Genomic DNA, 23,645 nt, shown 5'->3' on the forward strand with positions numbered 1-23,645 from the left:
TCATTCCTGCAAAAATAGAAAAAAAGGATTTAGCCTCGATAGCTATCTATATTGTTTTTTGGATAGCACATATAGTATTTAACTACAGATTTGGAAAGTGCCTCCAAATTAAGCTGATCGCTCGCTCTTGCAACCTCTATAATTTTACCGTTTTTCTTTAATAAATTTATAGTGTCTTTTTCCATACTGTAAGCCTGGTTTTCAAGCTTTCCAGTAAATACGAAGAAAGATGCCTCTTCTTCTGAAATATTAAAAGTCTCCATTACCTGCTTGCGTTTTTCGTTTACTTTCTGAATTGGAAAAGGTTGCGATTTTACTTTTACCTTCAACAAATCTCTGTTGAGAAGCATTTTTGAAAGATTTTTTAAAACAAAATCATCGCTGCCAACCCATATTTTCATTGCTGAAATTATATCGTAATCGTCTAATTTTGAAAAGGTATCGAGTACTTCTTCACTAAAATCATTTAAACTAATAGTATTATTCAGAAAAAACTTTAACGCATTACTTGCAGGCAGATCCACTCCCTGCGCAGAAAGTTGCTTTGCGCGTTTTAAAACACGAACCAAAAGTTGCTCTGCAACAATACCTGTTTTGTGAAGATACACTTGCCAATACATTAATCGGCGGGCAACTAGAAAATTTTCAACGGAATAAATGCCTTTCTCCTCTACTACAAGTTTATCATTTTTTACATTCAGCATTGCAATTAGACGCTGCGCGTTAACGGTGCCTTCTGGCACGCCAGTGTAAAAACTGTCGCGTTTTAGGTAATCTAATCGGTCCATATCCAACTGTCCTGAAACTAACTGATGTAGAAATTTACGTGGCAGTTCGTCCTTAAATAGTTTTATTGCAAGCGTTAATTGCTTGTTAAACTTCTGGTTTAAAGCCTCCATAAAAAGCAGTGAAATTTGCTCGTGACTTATATTTTCTACGATGCTATTTTCCATAGCATGCGAAAACGGACCGTGGCCAATATCGTGCAATAATATAGCAACATAAAGCGCTTCTTCTTCTTCATTAGAAATCTCAACACCTTTATATTGAAGCACCTGCACAGCCTTTTGCATTAAGAACATTGCGCCCAATGCATGATGAAAACGAGTGTGATGTGCGCCCGGATAAACGATGTACGAAAAGCCCATTTGCGAAATACGACGCAGCCTTTGGAAGTATTTATGCTCCATCAAATCAAAAACCAGTTTGCTGGGTATGGTAATAAAACCATAGATAGGATCGTTTATAATCTTGTGCTTAGGAAGGGTTTTCAAACTTTAACTTTAAATTAGTAGCTTCAAAAATTGTTTCGAATAATTCAGGTTTAATTTTGAAGAGAATTCCTCGCAACATTGCAGAATTATTTATAAAATAAAAATTAACGATACTCCAACACTAAAGTTTCGGAGTATAGCAACAAATATACATATATGAGCGACATAAAAGTACTATGGGTAGATGATGAAATTGATTTGCTTAAACCACACATTCTTTTTCTTGAAAGTAGAAATTATAAAGTAACTACAGCACAGAGTGGTTCGGAAGCTTTGGAAGAAATAAAGAAGGAGAATTTCGATATTGTTTTTTTAGATGAAAATATGCCCGGACTAACCGGATTGGAGACACTTGCTGAAATAAAGGAGCTACAAGCATCTATTCCAGTGGTTATGATTACCAAAAGTGAAGAGGAATATATAATGGAAGAAGCTATTGGTTCAAAAATAGCAGATTACCTAATAAAGCCTGTAAACCCGCATCAAATACTGTTGAGTTTAAAAAAGAATTTGGACCACAGCAGATTGATTTCAGAGAAAACAACTTCCAATTATCAACAAGAATTTAGAAAAATAGCGATGGATCTTTCCATGGTAAACAGTTTTGAGGAATGGAAAGACCTTTACACAAAATTGGTTTATTGGGAATTAGAGCTGGAAGATATTGAAGATTCTGGAATGTTCGAAATTCTGGAATCCCAAAAAACAGAGGCTAACAGTCAGTTTTGCAAGTTTATTGATAAGAATTATCCAAGTTGGTTTGAAGATCCAAGCGAGGCGCCTATAATGTCGCACACGCTCTTTAAAGAAAAGATTCAGCCACAGTTAAAACAAGGCACCCCAACCCTACTGGTTGTGGTAGACAACTTAAGATTTGATCAATGGAAGGCTTTTGAACCTACGGTTGCAAATATTTATAAAAAAACTCAAGAAGAACTTTTCTGTAGTATTCTGCCTACAGCAACACAATATGCTCGAAACGCAATTTTCTCTGGTCTAATGCCGAGCGATATGGAAAAATTGCATCCGGATCTTTGGTTGAATGACACCGAGGATGGCGGAAAAAACATGAAAGAGCAAGAATTTTTTGAAGCACAATTAAAGCGACTTGGAATGAAGCTTAACTGGAGTTATCACAAAATATCTAGTTTAAAGCAGGGTAAAAAACTTGTGGAAAATTTCAAAAGCCATAAAGATGAAGATTTAACCGTTGTGGTTTACAACTTTGTAGATATGCTTTCTCACTCCAAAACTGAAATGGAGGTTATTAAAGAATTAGCATCCAACGATAAATCATACCGATCTCTTACTCAAAGTTGGTTTAAAAATTCGCCACTGCTAGAAATTATTCAGCAAGCTGCACGTTTGGGCTTCAAATTAATAATAACTACAGATCACGGAACCATCAATGTAAAAAACCCGTCAAAGGTTATTGGTGATAAGAATACAAGTCTTAACCTTCGTTATAAAACAGGTAAGAGTTTAACCTATGAGGACAAAGAAGTTTTGGCGGCAAAGGATCCAAAGTCTATCCAGTTACCAACAATTAACATGAGCAGTTCATTTATTTTTGCGAAAAGCGATTACTTTTTCGCGTACCCTAATAATTACAACCATTACGTAAGTTATTACCGCAATACTTATCAACACGGTGGGGTATCCTTAGAAGAAATGGTAATTCCGTTTTCCGTTTTTATACCTAAGTAATTATTTTTAAAAGACTTATAGTGTTCATTTTGTGGATTTATTAGATAATTTCAGTAATTGTTGATAATTATCTATCTTCGCATTCCTATTATTATGGAATTAACTTATACCGAAGACGAAATTAATGGCGTTGTAACCAGCCTTTTAGAACATTCAGCCTCCAAAATATTTTTATTTTATGGTGAAATGGGAGTTGGAAAAACAACGTTGATAAAAGAAATAGTTAAGCAACTTGGAGTTTTACAGCCATCAAGTAGTCCTTCATTTTCGATTGTAAATGAATACGATGGCAAAGAAGGCCCAGTATATCACTTTGATTTCTATAGAATAAATAATATAACCGAAGCCTACGACATCGGTCTAGAAGATTACTTATACAGTGGAAATTATGTTTTGATTGAATGGCCAGAAAAAATTGAATCCCTTTTGCCTGAAGATGCCACTAACTTGTATATTAAAATAAACACTAACGGAAGTAGAACCTTAAAAATTAAGCCAGTGAAATAAAATTGAAGCGAAAAATATAAAACTATAAATTACTTTTTAATTGCTTGCCCCAAATCGCAATAATTTTTAAGCAGGATTTCTATTTTAAAAAATTTATAAATATATATTAAAAATAATTAATAATATTTCTTTTTTTCATAGTAGGTTTGAAGTGTTATTAACCTCACAAAAACTATATATTATGAAAACTCTAAAGTATTTATTAATCGCAACAATTTTTTCATTAGGAACATTTGCTTCTTGTACCCCAGAAAGCATCCAAGATGAACAAACCCCCCAACAAATCGAAAAAAGCAAAATCATCGTACCTAGTAACGGGTAGTATTATTGCGCTTATAATAGCAGCATCACCTTATATTTTTTATTCATATGAAAGTTTCCCACAAACAAAATCGTGGGAAACTTTTTTGTTTACATACGAAGCTAATTGGTACCAAGAAGTTTATGTTTCGGTATGGACTATGATGGGTAAATTTGTTCCGCTCCTACTTTTAATTATTTGGTTTATAACTTGTAAGCATTGGTGGTACCACGTAATACTAATTCCCATTGGTATGTTTGCTTTTCAATTATTCAGTGTCATCAACGATGATGTGCGTATTACCGATGAAGTGGAAATATGGTGGCTCTTCCCTATCATGCTTATAATAGTTCCTTTAGTTTATCTTATAAAAGCTCAGCTATCCAACAATTTAATGGGTAAGGACTTGAAAAGCTTCGAGGAAGAACTGGGCCAGAAAAAGTCTTTTTGGGGTCAGCTCAAAGATCTTTTCTAAACTGCAGTCCTCTGGCAGGCATTTGTTAATTTTCAATTTTTTTATATGTACCTTGGTGCTCCCTTATTTTTTATTCTTTACTGAATAGCTTGCAAGGAAGGCATACAAAATGTAGCTACTTGCTCCGTACAAAGCGGAACAAACAGCTATAATATAAAACCTATTTATTAACCTAAAAAAACCTAGCAAAGTAAAAGTCTAAGAAAATTGCAGATAAACAATATTGATTTCAACATTAACTATTGTTACATTATCAATAATAAATATTGCTTTTAATCGTATTTTATAGGAGTTCAACGCATTATAACCTGTAAATATACAATTAACATAATTAGTAAGTTTAAATATTTTGAGTGTAAGTTTGACCCTTATTAACCTCACAAAAACATACTATTATGAAAAACTTAAAGATTATTATTGTAGCTGCAATATTTGCGACAGGATTATTTGCTTCTTGCACCCCAGAAGGAATTCAGGATGAACAAACCCCCCAACAAATCGACCCGTCGACAGTTAAAGTTCCACCAGCCGGATAAAAAAAGTCTTATACAAGGAGGGGCCATTGTTTTAATAATGGCCTGTACTCCTTTTATTTATTATGCCTATGAAAGTTTCCCTCTAGATTCTCTAGTTTGGGAAACTCCTTTATTCTCATTATCTACGCAATATCCATACTCTTCATTTTATCAATATGCGTGGTTTATTACTGGTAAATTAATTCCTATAATATTATTATTACTTTGGTTTTTTACATGTAAGCATTGGTGGCATTGGATTATTTTAGTGCCTTTAGCAATGTATGTGTTTCAATTATTTAATATTGTAATACAAAGTGAGGATGTTGATGAGGTAGAGATTTACTATCTCATCCCTATAATGATGGTGGTAATTCCCTTTGTATATTTAATTAGAGCAAAGCTATTTAGTCAGATGCGGCATAACGACTTAAAAACCTTTGAGGAGGACCTTTTGGAAAAACAATCTTTTTGGCAACAGATAAGAGATCTCTTCCGCTAAGCAGCTCTAAAATTTTTGATAATAATTCCGTAAATTGAGACCACCAAGTTATTAATATGTCAAAACCAAAATCACCATTCACAAGAGCACAATTACTTCCGCAGGAGGAAACACTTGAAATCTCCCGAGAAAAAGGAGAACTCTTTATTGGTATTCCTAAAGAAGCTTATTTTCAGGAAAAACGAATTTGCTTAACTCCAGATGCCGTAAATGCAATAATAAATAACGGTCACAGAGTACTTATAGAAAATGGTGCCGGTATAGAAGCTGGATTTTCAGACAATGATTATTCTGAAGCGGGTGCCGAAATGACCACAGATACAAAAAAGGTTTTTGGATGCCCAATGGTTTTAAAGGTTGAACCACCCACCCTGGAAGAATTGGAATTAATTAATCCAAAAACTGTACTAATTTCAGCGTTACAATTAAAAACGAGACAGAAATCATATTTTGAAGCGCTCGCCAAAAAGAAAATAACAGCCTTAGCTTTTGAATTCATAAAAGATGAAGATAATAGCTACCCCGCCGTTAAAGCCTTAAGTGAACTTGCAGGTACCGCAGCCGTGCTAATTGCTGCAGAATTAATGGTAAATGCAGAAAAAGGAAACGGTTTGCTTTTTGGAAATATAAGTGGCGTACCTCCTATTGAAGTTGTTGTAATTGGTGCCGGCACTGTTGGTGAATTTGCGGTTAGATCGGCCTTAGGATTAGGCGCCAATGTAAAAGTTTTTGACAGCTCCATTACCAAGCTCAGAACGATTCAAACTAATGTGGGAAGGATTTTATACACATCTACAGTGCAACCCAAAAATCTGATGAAAGCACTACGCCGTTGCGATGTTGCAATTGGCGCAGTACGCGGACATAACCGTGCCCCCATTATTGTAACTGAAGAAATGGTGCGCAACATGAAAAAAGGCGCTGTAATTATTGACGTTTGTGTAGATATGGGCGGTTGTTTTGAAACCACCGAAATGACTAGCCACGATCATCCCACTTGCATAAAACACGACGTAATTCACTACGGAGTACCAAATATACCAGCTCGATATCCTAAAACTGCGTCTATTTCAATTAGTAACATATTCACCCCCTACATTTTAGAAATTGCAGAGGGCGGCGGACTCGAAAACGCCATCCGCTTTGACAATGGTTTAAAAAATGGTTTGTATTTTTACCGCGGAATTTTAACAAGTAAGGCCGTTGCAGATTGGTTTGATATGCCATATAGCGACATCAACTTGATAATTTTTTAAAACTATTTTGAATTGAATAAAAGACTTCAACTTCAATCCAAAAAGTTGGTGAATGTTGTATTTTTGCAAATTCACAAAAATCCCCTAATTCTTAAAAATGAAATTAGCTTATAGATTAGTTTATTTTTCTGGTGGCTTTGGTATAGGAATAGCACTTTTATTTTTTATTCTTAGCGGAAAAAAAACGTCTTGTGCATACGGTCCCGAATCTAGAACGCTCAAAAACATACGCCTAAAAGAACGTGCTTTTTCCGAAAAAACACTGCTTACACTTAGAGACAATCAGATGGATACTTCGGCGGTTTCAATACTTTTAAGAGATGGCGATGTGCTTTTTTCTGAAAGCAATACAAAACTAGACTCTTGCAAGCAATATGTAATTGAAGGTGAAATTTCAGAAAAAAACCTAAAGATAACTATCGAGAACTGTGAAGAACTTGCAACTGTGCTTAACGCAAAAGTTAGCAAGCAATAGTTTTTTAGCAATCTATAATTTTCTTCGCTTTCGTTCTTTTTTCAAAAGTGTAAGTTCTCTACTTGTTTGCCCAGCTACCGAAGTATTTTCCTCAGCGCGGCGAATTAAATAAGGCATCACATCTTTTACAGGTCCGAAGGGAATGTATTTAGCCACATTATAACCTTCTTCGCCAAGATTAAAGGTAATATGATCGCTCATTCCAAAAAGTTGTCCGAACCAAATGCGTTCATCGCTTTTTGAAATACCTTTTTCTTCCATCATTTCCATTGCCTTGTAATTGCTCAACTCATTATGGGTACCGATAAACAACTCAATATCATCTAAGTTGTCCATTATATACGTCATAACTTCATTGAAATTGTCATCCGTGGCTTTTTTGCTCTCACAAATTGGAGTTTTATAGCCATTTTCGGCAGCGCGCTCGTTTTCCTTCTCCATATAAGCGCCACGAACAATTTTAAAACCAAGCTTATACCCTTTTAATTTTGCATTTTGATGTAACTTTTTAAGGTAATCTAAACGGTCCCATCTATAGCACTGCAAGGTGTTGTAAACAATAGCGCGTTCTTTGTTGTATTTCTCCATCATTTGCTCGCAAAGCTCATCGGCGGCATCTTGCATCCAAGACTCTTCTGCGTCAATCAAAATACTTATTCCAGAATCATGCGCTGTTTTTGACACCCGGTCGTAACGTGCTTCCAGCTTTTCCCACAGCAGCTTTTCTTCAGCTGTTAATGGTTCATTTTCTGTTACCTTTTGTAAAATTTTAAAGCGGCCAAAACCGGTTGGTTTAAAAACCGAAAAAGGCATTGCCTTCTTATTTTCAGCAAAATTAGTTAACTCAATAACTTTACTGGCGGTAGCATCAAATTGCGCATCTTCTTCCTTCCCTTCAACCGAATAATCTAAAACCGAACTAACACCAACATCAGAAAGCTTATCTACTGTAGACATGCAATCAGTTTCGCTTATGCCGCCGCAAAAATGGTCGAACACCGTTGCACGGATAAGTCCTTCCACCGGAAGGTTCAAGTTTAGTGCAAATTTTGTAACTGCTGTTCCTATTTTCACCAAAGGTTCTTTGGAAATCATTTTAAATAGAAAATAGGCTCTTTCAAGTTCAGAATCGCTCTTAAGACGAAAAGCAGTTTCAGTATTATCGAATAGGGAATTTGAGATCATAAAATTTATTATAAAGTGCACAAATATAGTTAGATTTGACTTCTGAATATGCGACAAAAATCAATAATTAATGGAAATTAAATTAAAGGAAAAAGGACAAGTTTACTACAACAATCTAGCTTGGAAAGCTTTCACAACATATATTGAAGAACAGGAAAACGCTAAAGTTTTCCTAATTGTCGATCAGAATACCGAGAAGCTATGTTTGCCTCATTTTTTGAAAAATTATACAGCTAAAAATCCCATTGAAATTATAACGATTCCTATTGGCGAAGCGCACAAAAATATTGCTACATGTTTAAACGTTTGGAACACGCTTTCTGAAAAAGGTGCAGACCGTAATAGCATAATTATAAACCTTGGCGGTGGCGTAGTTACCGATCTTGGCGGTTTTGTAGCATCAACATTTAAACGCGGACTCCGTTTTATAAATATTCCCACTTCCCTACTAGCGATGGTGGATGCTTCTGTGGGCGGCAAAAACGGCGTTGACCTTGGTCACCTTAAAAACCAAATAGGTGTTATAAACCCACCAGAAATGGTTATTTTGGACACTACATTCTTGATTACTTTACCATACGAGGAGCAAATTTCTGGACTTGCAGAAATGTTAAAACACGGACTAATTTATAGTGAAGAATATTGGAACCGTATAAAAGAAGTAGATTTTGAAAACAAAACTGAATTCGAAAAATTGATTTGGGATTCCGTAGAAATAAAAAAGGAAATAGTTACCAAAGATCCATTTGAAAAAAACATTAGGAAAACATTAAATTACGGCCATACCCTAGGTCACGCAATAGAATCTTATTTTCTGGAAAACCACGACAAACAAGCACTGCTTCACGGAGAAGCCGTAGCGGTAGGTTTAATTCTGGCCACATATATTTCGGCAGAAAATATAGGCTTTCCAAAAGAAAGACTGAAAGAAATAACCGAGACTATATTAAAGTATTTTCCGAAGGAAACATTTACCCAGCACGACATTGCTGAAATTATAAAGTTGCTGATTTTTGATAAGAAAAACAGTAACGGAGAGGTGCTCTTTGTACTATTGAACGATATTGGGCAACATAAAACCAATTGCAAGGTAGATAACGAGTTGATTTATAGCGCTTTTACGTATTATAAAAATTTCTAAAAAAAATCTTGTAAATATTTTTATCTCTTCTATTTTTGAATAGTTTTATAACCACAAATTAAAAGATTGAATACCCAATGAAGCGCATAATTGTAGATTATCGAAAGTTAACCCCAGAAATACTTTCTTTACTGGTAGAAAAGTATCCCGACGGATATGATGACGACCACGTTGTAACTTTTAAAAATGCTAAAAATGAGACAGTTGAAGCTGTTGAAGTACGAACGGATGATACTATTTATCTCGTTAAAGTAAGCTCTCGTTTAGAAACATCAATGGCAAATTTTGATGAAGATGACTATGAAGAAGCTGACTTCAATGAGCCAATTAGTGAAATGCCAGAAACGAAAAAAACAGACGAAGAGGAATAAAAAAACCATTATCATAAAAAAAGAGGCTTTCGAGCCTCTTTTTTTGTTTTAATATTTCAAACCTAGATTTTAGGAGTGTTGATGTTCGTGCTTACCTTCTTTAATTTCCTCAATCAATTTTGAATTGAAGGCCGATAAGTCATCAGGATTTCTACTTGTTACAAAACCTTCATCTACTACAACCTCTCCATCTACCCAATTGGCGCCCGCGTTAATTAAATCATCTTTTATAGAATTAAATGAAGTCATTTTTCTTCCTTTAACTACTTGTGCAGAAATCAATAATTGCGGAGCGTGGCATATTGCGGCTACGGGTTTTTTCTGCTCAAAGAAATCTTGCACAAATTTCAATGCCTTTTCATTTCGTCTTAATTTATCAGGATTTATTACTCCTCCTGGAAGAACCAGTGCGTTATAATCTGATGCAGATACGTTATCAAGGGTTTTGTCAACATCGTATTCATTGCTCCAGTTTCCATCTGCCCATCCTTTTATTTTGCCGCTTTCTTCACTAATAATTTCAACGGTAAAACCTTCTTTTTCCATCGCCTCTTTTGGTGATTTTAATTCAGATTCTTCAAATCCATTTGTCGCTAAAATTGCAATTCTCTTATTCATATCTTTTTCTTTTGGTTAAACAATTAATTTTATACCAATATATTACGAAGAAGACTTTTTATCAATTTATGGATATTAATCTTTTATTAATCTTTGTTAAGAAGTACTAATGCGGGTGTTTTATTATTGTTCTTCAATGTTATTTTCTAAAGTTTCACTTTTTTTCTTATCCTCCTCCACTTTTCGTTTATATGCTCGAAGTTCTTTCATTTCTAACTCGTACGAGAGTGTTGCATTGCTAGTAGGCTCTATTTTTAATTTGCGGAATAGAGCCCAATTAACTGTGAATTCTGCCCCTAAAAACAAAATAAGGCACGTGTAATAAACCCATAAAAGTATAAGTACTAAGCTTCCTGCAGCACCGTAAACTGAAGCAGGATCCGAAGCCGAAAAGTAGAAACCAATTAAATATTTACCTGCCAGAAAAAGAAGCGCAGTCATAAATGCACCAATAAGACTGGTTTTCCATTTTATCTTAACATCTGGCAGCAAAGTGAAAATTGTGGCAAATAAAGCGGTAATTATTATTTGTGAAAAAATAAAATTCAGCACTTCTATTACTGCCGAAGAAAGGTCTGTATAATAATTTCCTATTAAATCGCTTAAAGCATTTATGGCACTAGTTACAACTAGGGATATTAGCAGTAACAAACCTATTGCCAGCACCATTCCAAAAGAAATTGCTCTTCGCTTTAAGGTGTCTAAAAAGGTATTGTTCTTTGCCCGTACACTCCAAATATCATTCAACGCTTTTTGAAGTTGAAAAAATACACCCGTAGCACCAAAGATTAGAACTCCTATTCCAAAAATAATGAAGAACACTGAGTTTTCCGACAGTGCAGAATTTATAATCATCGCCTGAACTAGCTCTGCGCTACCCTGCCCTATCAACCCACTAATTTCACCCGTTATTCTGCCTTCAACTGCTTCTCTACCAAAAAATACACCCGCAAAATGGACGGTTATAATTAATAATGATGGCAATGAAAACAAGGCATAGTAGGCAATTACAGCACTTTTAGCCCAAGGATCGTTTTTATCCCAGCTTATATAAGTGTCCCTTAAAAGTTTTAAAAACTTCATTAAAGATAACGTTCGTTAATAATGTTACAGTGATGAATTTCATGACCGCAGATTATAAACCCAGCTGCAATCACAGACATAATATTGCCATTGGCCATCCCCTTCTTTTTTAATTGAACGTCGTCAAAACTTTTAAAGAGACTAATACTTGCATTGCGAACTGTAACGTATTCCTGTAAAAGTGATTCTGGAGTCTTGTTATTTGCTAATGCATTCTCTGCAAAAAGGTTTTCATCAAAACCATTTAAATTAGCATTATCGGCTCTTGCAAAATATAAAGCTCTGTATGCAAAAACTCTTTCTGTATCAATAATATGCAGTAAGATGTCTTTAGGAGTCCACTTTTTTTCTGCGTAACGAAAGTTCCATTTTGAAGTTGGTAAATTTTTAAAATATGATTCGGTTTGCTGTAAGCCTGTTTCTAACGCTTGCGTTAAAGGCACATCATTAACCAAATCTATGTATGTTTTGTAATAGGAATTATATTCCGAAGGATCAATTTCAGTACGCTTCATAGTTTTCTAATAAAGATAAAAAAAAACCTTTGTCGATGAACAAAGGTTTTTAAATTAACAAGTGGGGAAATTAAATTTCTTTAAATATAGAATGAAGTAATCTCTTTTTATCGTTAATGCTCTCTTCCATAGAAATCATTGTTTCGGTACGACTAACACCTTCAATATCGTCAATTAGGTAGATAATATCTTTAGCGTGTGCTGTATCGCGAGCCCTAATTTTACAGAATATATTAAATTTTCCAGTAGTTACGTGAGCTACGGTTACAAAAGGAATTTCACTAATGCGCTCTAACACAAATTGCGTTTGCGACGTTTTAAAAATAAATACACCTACATAAGCAATAAAGGCATATCCTAGTTTTTTATAATCTACTTGTAATGATGAGCCAGTAATAATTCTTGCTTCTTCCATCTTTTTCACTCTCACGTGAATTGTTCCGGCAGATATTTCTAATTTCTTAGCGATATCAGTAAAGGGTATTCTTGTGTTGTCAATTAATAGGTCAAGGATTTTGTGATCTGTTTCGTCTAATTTAAACTTTGGCATATTTTCTATTTTTTTTTGCAAAACTATAAAGTTTTAGGTTAAAATAGATTTTATTTCATTAAAATATGTCATCGAATCATACGATTTATCAATAATTTCTGAAATATTTGCCCCAACTGTTAAATTTTTCTGTGTTTTTGTTAAAATTTTTGCGCCTTTCGCATTTTTATCAATATAACCGTAATAATTTTTCAAAGATCCAATTTCATCTATATAAGGCTCAAATACGATAGTTTTATTCTTTAGTACTTCGCGATATTGAATTGCAATTGAAACATTTTTGGAATGCTCCTCCAGCTTTACATTTCTTAAAATGAAGTCTTTATAATTTTTTGAGTTTTCTGGAATTTCAAAATAATCTTTATAGTCTCCGGACTCAGTATTTTCGCCATTAATACCAAAAACCGTTAATAGCGAATAGAAAATATATTCTCTAGTTTTTTCTCTTTGGTAATCTTGTTCTGTATGGCCGGCTTCAAATAAAATGGTTGGCACCCCTTCTTTTTGAAAAGTATCACCCACGCAAGCCCCGTTAAAAGTGTCATCATACCTCCCCACCTGCCCTGGAATATAGTTTTGAAGCGTTTTATTCATATTTACAATATGTTTCATTGCAACTATTCTGGATTCTGTAAGTGTTCGATTTTTGTCAGCGGCAGGCGATAAAAAAGAAACTGTTGCTGGTTTACCGTCTTCAAATCCATAAATAGAACGCTGATCGTGTAAATTTAAGCATAGCGAAGGTTTAAGCTCTTCAAAAACATCGCGAAGACATCTACTCTCTTTTTGCGACAACGCTTCTGCATCGCGATTTAAATCTACACCATTAGCATTCTCTCGTGTATACAAGCGCGCACCATCTGGATTAAGAATGGGTAAAACATATAATGTGTATGTACTTAAAAATTGCTCAATTTCTGACTGAAAATATTGCTTCTGATTTACAAAACGTAAAAAATCGAAAATTGCTTTTGTGGTTGTAGATTCATTGCCGTGCATTTGCGACCATGCCAAAACAACTTTATTACCATCCCCAATTTTGATTAATGGAATATCCTGACCCATTTCTGAAAGTCCAGGCACCGAAATTTCGTAGGTTAATTTGTAGCTATCTAATATCGGATTAATGCTTTCCAAGTTGATGTATCTACCTTTCAATTGAGTCTCAAAATGATTCTTGTACCAGCTCTCTATTTTCATATCAAATTTTATAGTTTACAAAGTTAAACAATGCCTTGTTTACAATTGTAACCGTGCGATTTAAAACTATTCGCCTACAACGGTAAACATTCCTCGTGCCTTCAGTCTCTCGGTAAACAGTTAAAAGCCAAAATTATATAAATCAAGTATTAATAATCTTAATTTCAATAAATTACATAGATTTAATTAAAGTTAATATATAACTATTATTCTATTAATAATGAATTGTTTGCGTACTTAATTAAAAATATTTTACATTTGTAACCATTAGAAAATTAAAAATAATGTTACAATGGTAAACAGCTCTGATTTTACTAAAAGACTTGAAAAAATACTGGAATATTACAGTCTAACTGCCGCTGCATTTGCAGAAGAAATTGATTTTAACCGCTCCACTATTTCACATTTATTATCTGGCAGAAATAAGCCAAGTCTGGAATTTGTAATGAAACTCTACCAGAAATTTCCTGACGTTGATATGGATTGGTTGCTTTTTGGAAAAGGCAGCTTCCCCTCTAACTCTCAAAATGAAAGCAAGGAAATATTAAAATCGAAAGCTAACGCAACAGAAAAAAAGACAATCGATCTTTTTACAGAAGAAGTTGGCACGGAGAAATCTACGATGGACAGATCTGTTGGAAATCAAAAACAAATTGATAAGATTGTTATTTTTTATAAAGACGGAAGTTTTAATGCTTACCAAAACTGAGGGGTTTACAGTAATTTTTCGGAAATTCGCATAAAAATTGATTATGCGTTTTGTTTTAGTAGTATTTAGCTTTTTTCTCCTTAGTAGTTGTTACGAAGTACAACGCGATTGCTCCAACTTTAGAACAGGAACCTTTGAATTTGAAGCTCTTTCAGGCACAGAAGTGTTTAAAACAACCATTGTTCGTAACGACTCTATAGAAGTTGATTATTTTCAAGGAAAGAGCGATTCCTCTTCTATTAGATGGATAAATAACTGCGAATACGTACTTAAAAAAATTAACCCAAAGAACCGGGCTGAAAAGAAAGCCATTCTCATCAAAATTTTAACTACTGATAAAGATAAGTACACATTTGAATTCAGTGAAGTTGGTAAAACCAAAAAGAGTAAAGCAACGGCTAAAAAAGTGAAGTAATAGCCTTTTTAGGCCTTGATACGCATTATTTCTGAATTAGCATCAATCACTGTAGGCATTGAGAATTAAGCGTACTGTCCTTCTTTATACAAGAATTATTTAAACTATAATCTCAAGTAGTTGTTTTAAAAAAGTATTTGCCCAAAATAGCAAATAAGGTTTCTTGTTCAATAGGTTTAGTAAGGTAATCGTTCATTCCAGACTTAATACCGCGTTCAATGGCTTCTTTAGTAACATCCGCCGAAAGTCCTAGAATAATAGCGGTATTGTCCATTTTCCTTAAGTATTGAACAATTTCAAAGCCATCTTTTCCAGGCATGTGTACGTCCATAAATATAAGATCGTAGTGTCGAGAAGCGCATTTAAGGATGGCGTCTCCACCATCATTTGCCATATCTGGTTTTATATTTTTCTTAGAAAGAATTTTTTCTAAAATTTTACGATTCAAAAGATTGTCGTCTACCACCAAAACACTTAAATGACTTAAATCTCGAAATTTCCGGGCTTTTTTATTTTTGTTTTTGTGAGCAATTATCGGGTATTCCAATGAAATAGTAAAAGTAGACCCTTTACCAGCTTCACTTTCCACCTGAATTTTACCGTTCATCATCTCCACGATGGCTTTTGTAATGGCTAACCCTAAGCCACTTCCCTGATGTTTTTTAGTAATTCCAAAATCAAGCTGTTTAAATCTTTCAAAAATAACGTCAATTTTAGACGAGTCAATGCCCATTCCCGTATCGGCTACTTTCAAATTTATTTTTAGCTTTCCATCCTCCACATGTTCGTTATAGAGAACCGTTATATTACCTACTTCGGTAAATTTGGTAGCGTTGCCAATTATGTTAGTTATAACCTGCTCAGTGCGTGAAATATCGCCCATTACATAATTTGGATTTTGGATCTCCTCAAAATTTGTAATTACCTCGATTCCTTTTTCTTTTGCTGCTGGCGCGTATATTTCGACAATTCTTTGTATCGTAACAAAAGGACAAAAAGCTTCATTTAAAAACTCTATTTTCCCGGCTTCAATTTTATCCATGTGCAGAATATTATTGACCAAGTTCATCAAGATTCTAGATGAATTCTGCATTAGTTTTAGAAATTCTTTGTCGCTCGTGGAAAGTTGTTTGTCTTCTAATATTTCAGAAATACTAAGAATAGCACTCAGTGGCGTTCGTATTTCATGGCTCATATGAGAAAGAAATTGTGTCTTTGCTAAGGACGCGTCTTCTGCTCTTACCCTCTCTTTATCGAGGTCTTCATTAAGCTCATTAAGTTTTAGGTTTATAGACTTATAATTGCGCGATTGCATTTTTGCCAACATGAAAAAATAAGCCAACAACCCAATAAGAAATGATAAGAAAATACCTAAAAACAAGATGAACCTTTGCAGATTTGTGGCATTAAATTCTTTTTGTGAATTTAACATGAATTCAAACTTCCAAGGCCCCGTGGATCTTGCAGAACTAGGTTTTATGTTTTTTGAATAAACTTGATTTTGCTTAAAAGTATCAAGTTTTGGGTTATTGTAGCTGTAAAAAATGTTTCCCACATCGTCTTTAATTTGGACGCTGTAAAGATTTTGTTTGGAACTAATAGCGTTAAACTGGGCTTTAAAATCCATCCCAGCAGAAATTGTTCCTTGAAAAGTATCGTCGTAATAAACGGGAACATCTACTAAAAAAGCTTTTCCAGATTGCGTAAGATCAACCCAGGAAGTTATATTAGTTATTGTATCCATTGCATTAGCAAGCCAACTATCGTAACGATATCCTGTAGATCTAAGATCTAAGTGAAGCGCTTTTATATTTGGTTCTAGCGGAATTATAAAGTCAATAATCCCGTCACAATTAATAAATTCAACAAATTGAATTGATTGGTTTTGTTTTATAATTCTTTCTGAATCTGATGGCAAATAAGTTTTGAAGCCTCCATTGCTCTCCACAATTCGATCGCGCAAACCTTCTAATGAAATAATATTGTGGCGTATTATTTTCCTAAAATCTTGATAAGTTAAGTTGCCCGCAATTTCTAATTGTTGCAGTTTAGCTAATTTTTGATCATTAACAGTTTTGTAATAACTTAAAACACAAAGGGTAGAGAGGCACAAGAATAAAACGAGGGAAAGTAAGCCAAATTTATATCTTCGATAAGATTCTTTGATTCTATTTGGATGCATTTCTAAAGTTACTAAAAGATTCTTTTTTATAATAACTTTCTGAATCCTATTTTGAAGCAGTGTTCTTATATTTCAGAAGAGCATTCTGCTCTTCCATCAATTTTTCGATATTAGATAAAAGTTGAATGTTTTTAGGAGTTTCAACAGTTTGATCGTGTGGATCTTCCGCCTTTTTCTTAAATCGATTTATGAATTTTATAATTACAAAAATAGTAAATGCAATGATAAAAAAGTCTATTAAAGCCTCTAAAAGATCGCCGTAACTAATTGCAACTTCTTCTGCAGTTTCTGAAGCATTGCGAAGAATATATTTTTTGTCTGAAAGCTTAACGCCGTCCGTAAGCATAGACAACGGAGGCATTACCACTTTTTTCACAATTGTACTAACTACATTATTGAAGGCCATACCAATCACGATACCTATAGCCATATCAATCATGTTGCCTTTTATAGCGAAATTTTTAAACTCTTGAAAAAATGAACCCATTACTATTTTACACGATTTATAGAAGATGTAAAATTAGTAAAGATTTTGATAATAAGAAAGTGAAATATAATTGGCGAACACTAGATGCGGCCAGCAATACGATCTTGCGCTAATTGCAGCACTGTGTGAAATTGATCTTCCAAATTCATATCAGAATTATCAATTTCAATAGCGTCTGAGGCCTTGCGCAATGGTGAATCTTCGCGGGTAGTATCTATATGGTCGCGCTCTTGAATATTTTTTAAAACATCCTCAAACTTAACTTTGTCCCCGCGCTCTGAAAGTTCTTTATACCTTCGTTGCGCACGCTCTTGGGCAGATGCATTCATAAATATTTTAAGCTCAGCATTTGGGAAAACTACAGTGCCAATATCTCTTCCATCCATCACAACACCTTTTTCTAGCCCCAGTTTTTGCTGTTGTGCAACTAACTTTACCCGAACTTCGTGAATAGTTGCAACAGGACTCACAAATTCTGAAACTTCCATTTTTCTTATTTGCGTTTCTACATCTTTTCCGTTCAGAAAAATATGTGCTTTCTTCCCAGCCACTTCTTTATGGAATTTCAAATCGATTGAAGCAAGTGATTGTTTCAACTTTTCTACATCAAAATGGTCGTTAGAAATAATACCGTTTTCCATAGCATAAAGTGCCACAGCACGATACATTGCGCCACTATCTACATAAACATAGCCCAAATAATCGGCTAGTTGTTTAGCTACAGTACTTTTTCCTGTAGACGAATATCCGTCTATTGCAATGGTAATTGTTTTCATTACTGAAGATCTATATTTAGCCCAAAAAAGCTAGCAGTAGCCGCAGAGCTGTATTTTGAATACGAATAACTTAATCTGAGATTGTTTAATTTAATTCCGAAACCGGCACTAAGCCCAGCGAAGGCCCGTTTATCTACAATGCGAAGTTCTTCGCCTCGTCTAAAATTATAACCCAACCGAATATTAAAACCGCTTTCGGGAAAGAGTTCTATTCCCACAATGGCGTGTCTAAAAGTGTTATCTATAAAATTAATGTTTTCTTCTTTTACATTTCCTTCCAAATCAGTTTCTTCTCTCGAAGGATTTGAAAATGCCACATTCCATTGCTGCATATTTTCTAAAGTGAAATGCCAACGAATTGGCACATTTTGCAAGGTTTGTGAAATTCCGAATATAAGTTCGAATGGTAGTGGTTCGTATTGTTCGTGATAAGGTGTAAACTGTGTTCCCAAGTTTCTGGCAACCCCAGCAATGTGTAAATCCCAGTCTTCATAAACGTACATCAATGCAATATCGACTGCACCTCCTATGGATCCATAATTTTCAAGAGTTGATGAAATAAGTTTCACATTCAAGCCCACGTGAAAATTGGTAAAAGCAATGTTTCTTGCGTGTCCCATTGAAATTGCGACTTCACTTCCGCTGAAACTATTAGTTGGATTTCCTGCTTCGTCGTAACCATCAAATTGCCCGTAATTAACGTAAGTAACACCAGCGTGCAAAACTTGTGTTCGCCTATCCCATAAATAGGCATATGCTGCTGTTCCGTAATTTACATCGCCTATATAGTTGGTGTAATTAAGCGAAAGTTGATTGTCCATCGCCCAGTTTATACTAGCTGGATTATAAAGAGGTTGGGTTGGGTCGTAATCGTAGTTTGTAATTACTTTTCCACCCAAAGCAGCCATACGCGGATTGGTAACCAAATTTAGAAATTGATACGTAGCCTTACCTCCTATCTGTGCCGCCAATAGCTGAGATACAAACAGAGTTAAAACTAAAAAAACCTTTTGGGTCATAGACGCGAGTTACCGTAACTAAAAACTAAACGAATGCAAGTATAATTTATTTTCGCAAAGCAAAGAAACATCCAAGATTAATATTTAAAATCATTTAGATATCGCTAGATGTTCTGCTTGTAAAAAAAGAATGAATATTTTTTTCTGTTGAAATAATTAAGGATTAAAGTATAAAAGCAAAACAATTACACTTTAATCCTCAAATTGAAAGCTGTTTAGAGTTTTTTTGCGTTTTTCACCTTTTCTTTGGTGAGTGCCAACTCCAAAACATCGCTCATATCTTTTACATAATGGAAAGTTAGCCCTTTTAAATATTCTGGTTTAATTTCCGCAATGTCTCTTCTATTGTCTTCACAAAGTAGAATTTCCTTAATACGCGCGCGTTTTGCCGCAAGTATTTTTTCTTTAATTCCACCTACTGGCAATACTTTACCACGAAGGGTAATTTCTCCCGTCATCGCCATAGATTTTTTCACTTTTCGTTGTGTGAAAAGCGATACCAAAGAAGTAAGCATTGTTATACCAGCACTTGGTCCGTCTTTAGGAGTTGCTCCTTCTGGCACGTGAATGTGTACATTGTAATTGTCAAAAATATCTGAGTCTAACCCAAGTTTTTCAGCGTTAGATTTTATGTATTCCATTGCAATTGTGGCAGATTCCTTCATTACTTTTCCAAGGTTTCCGGTCATATTCAAAGTACCTTTTCCTTTGGAAAGTGTAGATTCAATAAAAAGAATGTCTCCTCCTACTCGGGTCCAAGCCAAACCTGTAACTACACCTGCAACATCGTTGTTTTCATATTTATCGCGTTCCATTCTTGGAGCACCCAAAACTTCCACAACTACCTCGTTGGTAATTTTTACTTCGTATTCTTCATCCATTGCAATTTTCATTGCGGCATAACGAACCATTTTAGCGATTTGCTTTTCTAAACCACGAACACCGCTTTCGCGTGTATAACCTTCTACAATTTTTTCTAGTTGCGGTTTTGCTATTTTAATAGCATCGCTATTCATTCCGTGTTCTTTTATTTGTTTCGGAAGTAAATGGCGTTTTGCAATTTCTACCTTTTCTTCAATTGTGTAACCCGTTACATCTATTATTTCCATTCTGTCGCGCAATGCAGGCTGAATAGTACTTAGACTGTTTGAAGTGGCAATAAACATAACTTTTGAAAGGTCGTAACCAAGTTCCAAAAAGTTGTCGTAAAAAGAATTGTTCTGCTCCGGGTCAAGAACTTCAAGCATCGCCGATGATGGATCTCCTTGATTACTCGCCGAAATTTTATCAATCTCGTCCAAAACAAAAACTGGATTACTAGTTTCTGCCTTTTTAATACTTTGTATTATACGCCCAGGCATTGCGCCAATGTATGTTTTTCTGTGTCCGCGTATTTCTGCTTCGTCACGAAGACCACCCAAACTCATACGTACATATTTTCTACCTAATGCTTCTGCTACAGATTTACCCAAAGAAGTTTTACCTACTCCCGGAGGTCCGTAAAGACAGAGTATTGGCGATTTCATATCGTTCCGAAGTTTTAAAACAGCCAAGTATTCTATAATTCGCTGCTTAACATCGTCAAGCCCATAATGATCGCGATCCAGAATTTTTCGGGCGCGTTTTAAATCGAATTTATCTTTGCTATATTTATTCCACGGAAGATCCAAAAGCAGGTCCAAATAGTTCCGCTGAATACTGAATTCAGCAACTTGAGGATTCATACGTTGCATTTTTGCCAGTTCTTTCTGAAAATGCTTTTCAACGTCTTTGCTCCACTTTTTTGCTTTTGCACGCTCACGCATCTCGTCTATTTCTTCTTCCATAGAAGAACCACCCAACTCCTGCTGAATAGTTTTCATTTGCTGTTGAAGAAAATACTCGCGTTGTTGTTGATTTATATCGCTCTGAACTTTGGACTGAATATCATTTCGAAGCGATAACTTCTGAATTTCCATATTCATATAACGAAGCGTTTCCAGCGCACGATCTTTCAGATTATTTATCTCTAAAAGTGCCTGCTTTTGTTCAACTTCAATGTTCAAATTAGAAGAAACAAAGTTTATAAGGAAACTAGAACTTTCGATGTTTTTAATAGCGAAGGCTGCTTCCGAAGGGATATTCGGACTTTCCTTAATTATTTTAAGCGCCATTTCTTTAATAGAATCTATGATCGCCCTAAATTCTTCGCTTTCCTTTTCTGGACGTGCTTCAGCCACTTCTCTAATTGTCGCCGTCATATAAGGTTCTGTGGTAATAACCTCAGCAACCTCAAAGCGTTTTTTACCTTGAATAATTACAGTGGTGTTACCATCAGGCATTTTGAGAACACGCAGAATTTGAGCTACGGTTCCAATAGTATTTATGTCGGAAATACCCGGTTCTTCCTCGTTTTCGTCTATTTGTGAAACAACACCTATAACCTTATTACCCTTGTTAGTTTCATTAATAAGTTTAATTGATTTGTCGCGTCCAGCAGTGATAGGAATTACAACTCCGGGAAACAATACCGTGTTTCGAAGTGGTAAAATTGGAAGTATATCCGGAAGATCTTCTTTGCTCATAGCATCTTCATCTTCGGCAGACATTAGCGGTATAAATTCTGCATCTTCCTTTAAATCCTGAAATGACAACTTGTCTATCGATGTAAATTTTGAATTACCCATATATATGTTTAAGACATTGTGTCACAAATGTAGCTTCACAATGCGCTAGTTTTAAAATTTTATGTTTTCATTATAAAAAGTTCACTGACTTTCAACTGGTTTACAGTGCCTTTTCTATTATATTTCAAGAGTTATGCCAGTTATACTTCTAATAACGGCGAACCAATTTTATAGTGAAAATTTCTATTTTGAAAATAGTATTGTTGGTCGAAATAGAACTAATAAAATAACCAATTGACGGTAAAATAAAAGGTCGCTTTTAGAAGAACTAAAAACGACCTTTTATAATTTATTAATTGTATTTACGGAAGAACGGCCAAAAACTCACCGCCAGTTATTTGATAAACAGTTGGGTCTTGCCCAGTTGCATCTACAGCGCTAAAATTAAAAATTCCTTCAATAATACCATTATCAATATCATAATTGGTAATTATAAATGTTCCGGGGTTCGAAACATAGGTAATTGAAGACCCTATTATAGGAGTGTAACGCCCTACTATTTCATCGCCTTCAACTACTTGAGTACTCATGTCAAAACTACCTTCAGTAATAGTAGCAGGAAATGTAAGTACCATTCTTTGATCGCCCAAAGTAGTTGTAATGGTTATTGTTGGGTATTGATTAAAAACTTCAGTCGTTATAGTAAGTACATCGGGAGTATAAGCCACGCCGTCTACATTTGCTCTAAACATATTATTGGCACCAGGCACTCCTTCAAAATATACGGTGAAACTACCTTCGGTAACTTCAACGACGTCTGGAACTTGATTTAGCGGATCTGTACCAGTAAAAGCAAAAGTTGCTTTTAGAATTCCTAATTCTAGATCAAAATCTGTAATTGTAATTGTTCCTGGATTAGCAGTCAAGTTTTCGCCACCAGCACCAGCATTGTAAAGTCCTATTAATTTTGTACCGTCAGAAATTCTAACCATATTAAAGGTACCAACTCCTAAAGAACGCGGAATATCTAAACGCAACAGTTCGCCCGCTGTAGTCTTTGCTTCAATTTTAATCATATGTACATCGCCAACCATTGGCTCTGTAACATTTATACTTTCGGCCATAAAATCAACAGCATCTACTTTGGCGAAAAACTCATTGTTGGTGTTGCCACCGCCGCCGCCGCCACCACCGCCGCCACCGCCAGTGTCGTCAAGTATGTAAGGTATTGCGTTAAATGCGCCACTAGATATGTCTATCTGTTCTAAAACCGGATCGCCATTTCCATCAAGAACTGGATTGCCGTCGCTATCAATTTTTATACGTGCTCCTACAAAACTAAAAGTTCCAGTAACTGTTTGTGCTGTGACATCCATTCCGGTTACATTCATAATTCCGTATCCTCCCAATGCTTCTGCCGAAATATATGGAAGTGGATTGTTAGAAGTGTCGAAATATGTTCCTGCGTTTTGAACGGCTCCACCTAGCGATAAATTAAACGAACCTACGGCTGCATTTACAATAGCTAGCGTAATATTTTCGCCACCTGCTTTGGCACCTGTAATAACTAATTCATTATCTGTGTTAAGCACTGCAGAAACTGAAGTTGCAATATACTCTTGGCCTTCAATTTGGGCTTTAAATTGTCCTTCTTCGGCGTTGTTCTGTTCTTCTTGAACAAATTCACCTGTGAGGGGCTCGTTTTCACAGGAAAAAAATTGAAAGGCTATGAAGGCTAAAAGCACTCCCTTCAAAAAATACATTTTTTTCATAAAT

Annotated in this window: 24 protein-coding genes; 11 read left to right on the forward strand and 13 right to left on the reverse strand. The window is 35.1% G+C overall.

The features are described from left to right. Positions 1-29 precede the first annotated feature (29 nt). Entirely contained in the window at positions 30-1,274 is a 1,245-nt protein-coding gene (locus tag AC3RVG_RS03600; RefSeq protein WP_489690066.1) for an HD domain-containing protein, read from the reverse strand. Between the two features lie 156 nt (positions 1,275-1,430). Here AC3RVG_RS03600 and porX point away from each other — a divergent pair, with 156 nt between their 5' ends. From porX to AC3RVG_RS03635, 7 genes are all read left to right on the forward strand, one after another. Further along, on the forward strand, positions 1,431-2,981 hold the full coding sequence (gene porX, locus AC3RVG_RS03605) for a T9SS response regulator signal transducer PorX (protein WP_489690067.1): 1,551 nt from the start codon (positions 1,431-1,433) through the stop codon (positions 2,979-2,981). Positions 2,982-3,038: 57 nt separating this feature from the next. Next, the gene (gene tsaE, locus AC3RVG_RS03610; protein WP_489690068.1) at positions 3,039-3,488 is read left to right on the forward strand and encodes a tRNA (adenosine(37)-N6)-threonylcarbamoyltransferase complex ATPase subunit type 1 TsaE; all 450 of its coding nucleotides are present in this window, start codon (positions 3,039-3,041) and stop codon (positions 3,486-3,488) included. Between the two features lie 263 nt (positions 3,489-3,751). Further along, a complete protein-coding gene (locus AC3RVG_RS03615) occupies positions 3,752-4,264 on the forward strand; it encodes a hypothetical protein (RefSeq protein WP_489690069.1) in 513 nt (170 codons plus the stop codon). Between the two features lie 395 nt (positions 4,265-4,659). Continuing rightward, positions 4,660-4,800, forward strand: a complete 141-nt coding sequence (locus AC3RVG_RS03620) for a hypothetical protein (RefSeq protein ID WP_489690070.1) — start codon at positions 4,660-4,662, stop codon at positions 4,798-4,800. Between the two features lie 37 nt (positions 4,801-4,837). After that, positions 4,838-5,281, forward strand: coding sequence for a hypothetical protein (locus tag AC3RVG_RS03625; RefSeq protein WP_489690071.1), 444 nt, complete (start codon positions 4,838-4,840; stop codon positions 5,279-5,281). A gap of 56 nt (positions 5,282-5,337) precedes the next feature. After that, positions 5,338-6,537 (forward strand): alanine dehydrogenase, encoded by a 1,200-nt coding sequence (locus tag AC3RVG_RS03630; RefSeq protein WP_489690072.1) that lies wholly within the window; start codon positions 5,338-5,340, stop codon positions 6,535-6,537. Positions 6,538-6,634: 97 nt separating this feature from the next. Further along, on the forward strand, positions 6,635-7,012 hold the full coding sequence (locus AC3RVG_RS03635; protein WP_489690073.1) for a hypothetical protein: 378 nt from the start codon (positions 6,635-6,637) through the stop codon (positions 7,010-7,012). A 12-nt stretch (positions 7,013-7,024) separates the two neighbouring features. Here AC3RVG_RS03635 and AC3RVG_RS03640 read toward each other — a convergent pair whose 3' ends face one another. Next, positions 7,025-8,197 carry a proline dehydrogenase family protein gene (locus AC3RVG_RS03640; protein ID WP_489690074.1) on the reverse strand — a complete coding sequence of 391 codons (1,173 nt, stop codon included), beginning with the start codon at positions 8,195-8,197 and terminating at the stop codon, positions 7,025-7,027. Positions 8,198-8,267: 70 nt separating this feature from the next. Here AC3RVG_RS03640 and aroB point away from each other — a divergent pair, with 70 nt between their 5' ends. Beyond that, the gene (gene aroB, locus AC3RVG_RS03645; protein WP_489690075.1) at positions 8,268-9,338 is read left to right on the forward strand and encodes a 3-dehydroquinate synthase; all 1,071 of its coding nucleotides are present in this window, start codon (positions 8,268-8,270) and stop codon (positions 9,336-9,338) included. A 77-nt stretch (positions 9,339-9,415) separates the two neighbouring features. Continuing rightward, entirely contained in the window at positions 9,416-9,709 is a 294-nt protein-coding gene (locus AC3RVG_RS03650; RefSeq protein WP_489690076.1) for a hypothetical protein, read from the forward strand. A gap of 69 nt (positions 9,710-9,778) precedes the next feature. Here AC3RVG_RS03650 and AC3RVG_RS03655 read toward each other — a convergent pair whose 3' ends face one another. The 5 genes from AC3RVG_RS03655 to AC3RVG_RS03675 all read right to left on the reverse strand — a co-directional run bounded on the left by AC3RVG_RS03655 (position 9,779) and on the right by AC3RVG_RS03675 (position 13,675). Beyond that, positions 9,779-10,327, reverse strand: a complete 549-nt coding sequence (locus AC3RVG_RS03655; RefSeq protein ID WP_489690077.1) for a type 1 glutamine amidotransferase domain-containing protein — start codon at positions 10,325-10,327, stop codon at positions 9,779-9,781. A 123-nt stretch (positions 10,328-10,450) separates the two neighbouring features. After that, positions 10,451-11,410, reverse strand: coding sequence for a YihY/virulence factor BrkB family protein (locus AC3RVG_RS03660; RefSeq protein ID WP_489690078.1), 960 nt, complete (start codon positions 11,408-11,410; stop codon positions 10,451-10,453). After that, positions 11,410-11,925 (reverse strand): DinB family protein, encoded by a 516-nt coding sequence (locus AC3RVG_RS03665; RefSeq protein ID WP_489690079.1) that lies wholly within the window; start codon positions 11,923-11,925, stop codon positions 11,410-11,412. The genes AC3RVG_RS03660 and AC3RVG_RS03665 overlap by 1 nt, the downstream gene beginning before the upstream one ends. Positions 11,926-11,995: 70 nt before the next feature. Then, entirely contained in the window at positions 11,996-12,475 is a 480-nt protein-coding gene (locus AC3RVG_RS03670) for an Lrp/AsnC family transcriptional regulator (RefSeq protein ID WP_489690080.1), read from the reverse strand. 33 nt (positions 12,476-12,508) lie between these two features. Next, on the reverse strand, positions 12,509-13,675 hold the full coding sequence (locus tag AC3RVG_RS03675) for a M14 family zinc carboxypeptidase (RefSeq protein WP_489690081.1): 1,167 nt from the start codon (positions 13,673-13,675) through the stop codon (positions 12,509-12,511). Between the two features lie 292 nt (positions 13,676-13,967). On the opposite strand from AC3RVG_RS03675, the gene AC3RVG_RS03680 reads away from it, so the two are divergent. Both AC3RVG_RS03680 and AC3RVG_RS03685 read left to right on the forward strand, forming a co-directional pair. Continuing rightward, the gene (locus AC3RVG_RS03680) at positions 13,968-14,384 is read left to right on the forward strand and encodes a helix-turn-helix transcriptional regulator (RefSeq protein ID WP_489690082.1); all 417 of its coding nucleotides are present in this window, start codon (positions 13,968-13,970) and stop codon (positions 14,382-14,384) included. A 43-nt stretch (positions 14,385-14,427) separates the two neighbouring features. Further along, on the forward strand, positions 14,428-14,799 hold the full coding sequence (locus AC3RVG_RS03685; RefSeq protein WP_489690083.1) for a DNA topoisomerase IV: 372 nt from the start codon (positions 14,428-14,430) through the stop codon (positions 14,797-14,799). 112 nt (positions 14,800-14,911) lie between these two features. Here the strand turns inward: AC3RVG_RS03685 and AC3RVG_RS03690 are convergent, their stop codons facing one another. From AC3RVG_RS03690 to AC3RVG_RS03715, 6 genes are all read right to left on the reverse strand, one after another. After that, positions 14,912-16,981 (reverse strand): response regulator, encoded by a 2,070-nt coding sequence (locus AC3RVG_RS03690; RefSeq protein ID WP_489690084.1) that lies wholly within the window; start codon positions 16,979-16,981, stop codon positions 14,912-14,914. A gap of 46 nt (positions 16,982-17,027) precedes the next feature. After that, positions 17,028-17,468 (reverse strand): large-conductance mechanosensitive channel protein MscL, encoded by a 441-nt coding sequence (gene mscL / locus AC3RVG_RS03695; protein WP_489690085.1) that lies wholly within the window; start codon positions 17,466-17,468, stop codon positions 17,028-17,030. A gap of 80 nt (positions 17,469-17,548) precedes the next feature. Then, complete coding sequence (gene cmk / locus AC3RVG_RS03700; protein ID WP_489690086.1) at positions 17,549-18,244, reverse strand: (d)CMP kinase; 696 nt, start codon at positions 18,242-18,244, stop codon at positions 17,549-17,551. Beyond that, positions 18,244-19,263, reverse strand: coding sequence for a type IX secretion system protein PorQ (porQ, locus tag AC3RVG_RS03705; RefSeq protein WP_489690087.1), 1,020 nt, complete (start codon positions 19,261-19,263; stop codon positions 18,244-18,246). Before porQ ends, cmk begins: the two co-directional genes overlap by 1 nt. Positions 19,264-19,478: 215 nt before the next feature. Next, on the reverse strand, positions 19,479-21,929 hold the full coding sequence (lon, locus tag AC3RVG_RS03710; protein ID WP_489690088.1) for an endopeptidase La: 2,451 nt from the start codon (positions 21,927-21,929) through the stop codon (positions 19,479-19,481). Between the two features lie 302 nt (positions 21,930-22,231). Then, positions 22,232-23,641 (reverse strand): DUF6252 domain-containing protein, encoded by a 1,410-nt coding sequence (locus tag AC3RVG_RS03715; RefSeq protein ID WP_489690089.1) that lies wholly within the window; start codon positions 23,639-23,641, stop codon positions 22,232-22,234. Positions 23,642-23,645: the final 4 nt, after the last annotated feature.

It is taken from the genome of Aequorivita sp. IT1282, from assembly GCF_058068205.1.

Excerpts from the sequence above, each read along its gene's own strand:
- porX (WP_489690067.1), top strand. The coding sequence starts at position 1,431 with ATGAGCGACATAAAAGTACTATGGGTAGATGATGAAATTGATTTGCTT.
- AC3RVG_RS03615 (WP_489690069.1), top strand. The coding sequence starts at position 3,752 with ATGAACAAACCCCCCAACAAATCGAAAAAAGCAAAATCATCGTACCTA.
- AC3RVG_RS03620 (WP_489690070.1), top strand. The coding sequence starts at position 4,660 with ATGAAAAACTTAAAGATTATTATTGTAGCTGCAATATTTGCGACAGGA.
- AC3RVG_RS03625 (WP_489690071.1), top strand. The coding sequence starts at position 4,838 with ATGGCCTGTACTCCTTTTATTTATTATGCCTATGAAAGTTTCCCTCTA.
- AC3RVG_RS03630 (WP_489690072.1), top strand. The coding sequence starts at position 5,338 with ATGTCAAAACCAAAATCACCATTCACAAGAGCACAATTACTTCCGCAG.
- AC3RVG_RS03635 (WP_489690073.1), top strand. The coding sequence starts at position 6,635 with ATGAAATTAGCTTATAGATTAGTTTATTTTTCTGGTGGCTTTGGTATA.
- AC3RVG_RS03640 (WP_489690074.1), bottom strand. The coding sequence starts at position 8,197 with ATGATCTCAAATTCCCTATTCGATAATACTGAAACTGCTTTTCGTCTT.
- aroB (WP_489690075.1), top strand. The coding sequence starts at position 8,268 with ATGGAAATTAAATTAAAGGAAAAAGGACAAGTTTACTACAACAATCTA.
- AC3RVG_RS03650 (WP_489690076.1), top strand. The coding sequence starts at position 9,416 with ATGAAGCGCATAATTGTAGATTATCGAAAGTTAACCCCAGAAATACTT.
- AC3RVG_RS03655 (WP_489690077.1), bottom strand. The coding sequence starts at position 10,327 with ATGAATAAGAGAATTGCAATTTTAGCGACAAATGGATTTGAAGAATCT.
- AC3RVG_RS03660 (WP_489690078.1), bottom strand. The coding sequence starts at position 11,410 with ATGAAGTTTTTAAAACTTTTAAGGGACACTTATATAAGCTGGGATAAA.
- AC3RVG_RS03665 (WP_489690079.1), bottom strand. The coding sequence starts at position 11,925 with ATGAAGCGTACTGAAATTGATCCTTCGGAATATAATTCCTATTACAAA.
- AC3RVG_RS03670 (WP_489690080.1), bottom strand. The coding sequence starts at position 12,475 with ATGCCAAAGTTTAAATTAGACGAAACAGATCACAAAATCCTTGACCTA.
- AC3RVG_RS03675 (WP_489690081.1), bottom strand. The coding sequence starts at position 13,675 with ATGAAAATAGAGAGCTGGTACAAGAATCATTTTGAGACTCAATTGAAA.
- AC3RVG_RS03680 (WP_489690082.1), top strand. The coding sequence starts at position 13,968 with ATGGTAAACAGCTCTGATTTTACTAAAAGACTTGAAAAAATACTGGAA.
- AC3RVG_RS03685 (WP_489690083.1), top strand. The coding sequence starts at position 14,428 with ATGCGTTTTGTTTTAGTAGTATTTAGCTTTTTTCTCCTTAGTAGTTGT.
- AC3RVG_RS03690 (WP_489690084.1), bottom strand. The coding sequence starts at position 16,981 with ATGCATCCAAATAGAATCAAAGAATCTTATCGAAGATATAAATTTGGC.
- mscL (WP_489690085.1), bottom strand. The coding sequence starts at position 17,468 with ATGGGTTCATTTTTTCAAGAGTTTAAAAATTTCGCTATAAAAGGCAAC.
- cmk (WP_489690086.1), bottom strand. The coding sequence starts at position 18,244 with ATGAAAACAATTACCATTGCAATAGACGGATATTCGTCTACAGGAAAA.
- porQ (WP_489690087.1), bottom strand. The coding sequence starts at position 19,263 with ATGACCCAAAAGGTTTTTTTAGTTTTAACTCTGTTTGTATCTCAGCTA.
- lon (WP_489690088.1), bottom strand. The coding sequence starts at position 21,929 with ATGGGTAATTCAAAATTTACATCGATAGACAAGTTGTCATTTCAGGAT.
- AC3RVG_RS03715 (WP_489690089.1), bottom strand. The coding sequence starts at position 23,641 with ATGAAAAAAATGTATTTTTTGAAGGGAGTGCTTTTAGCCTTCATAGCC.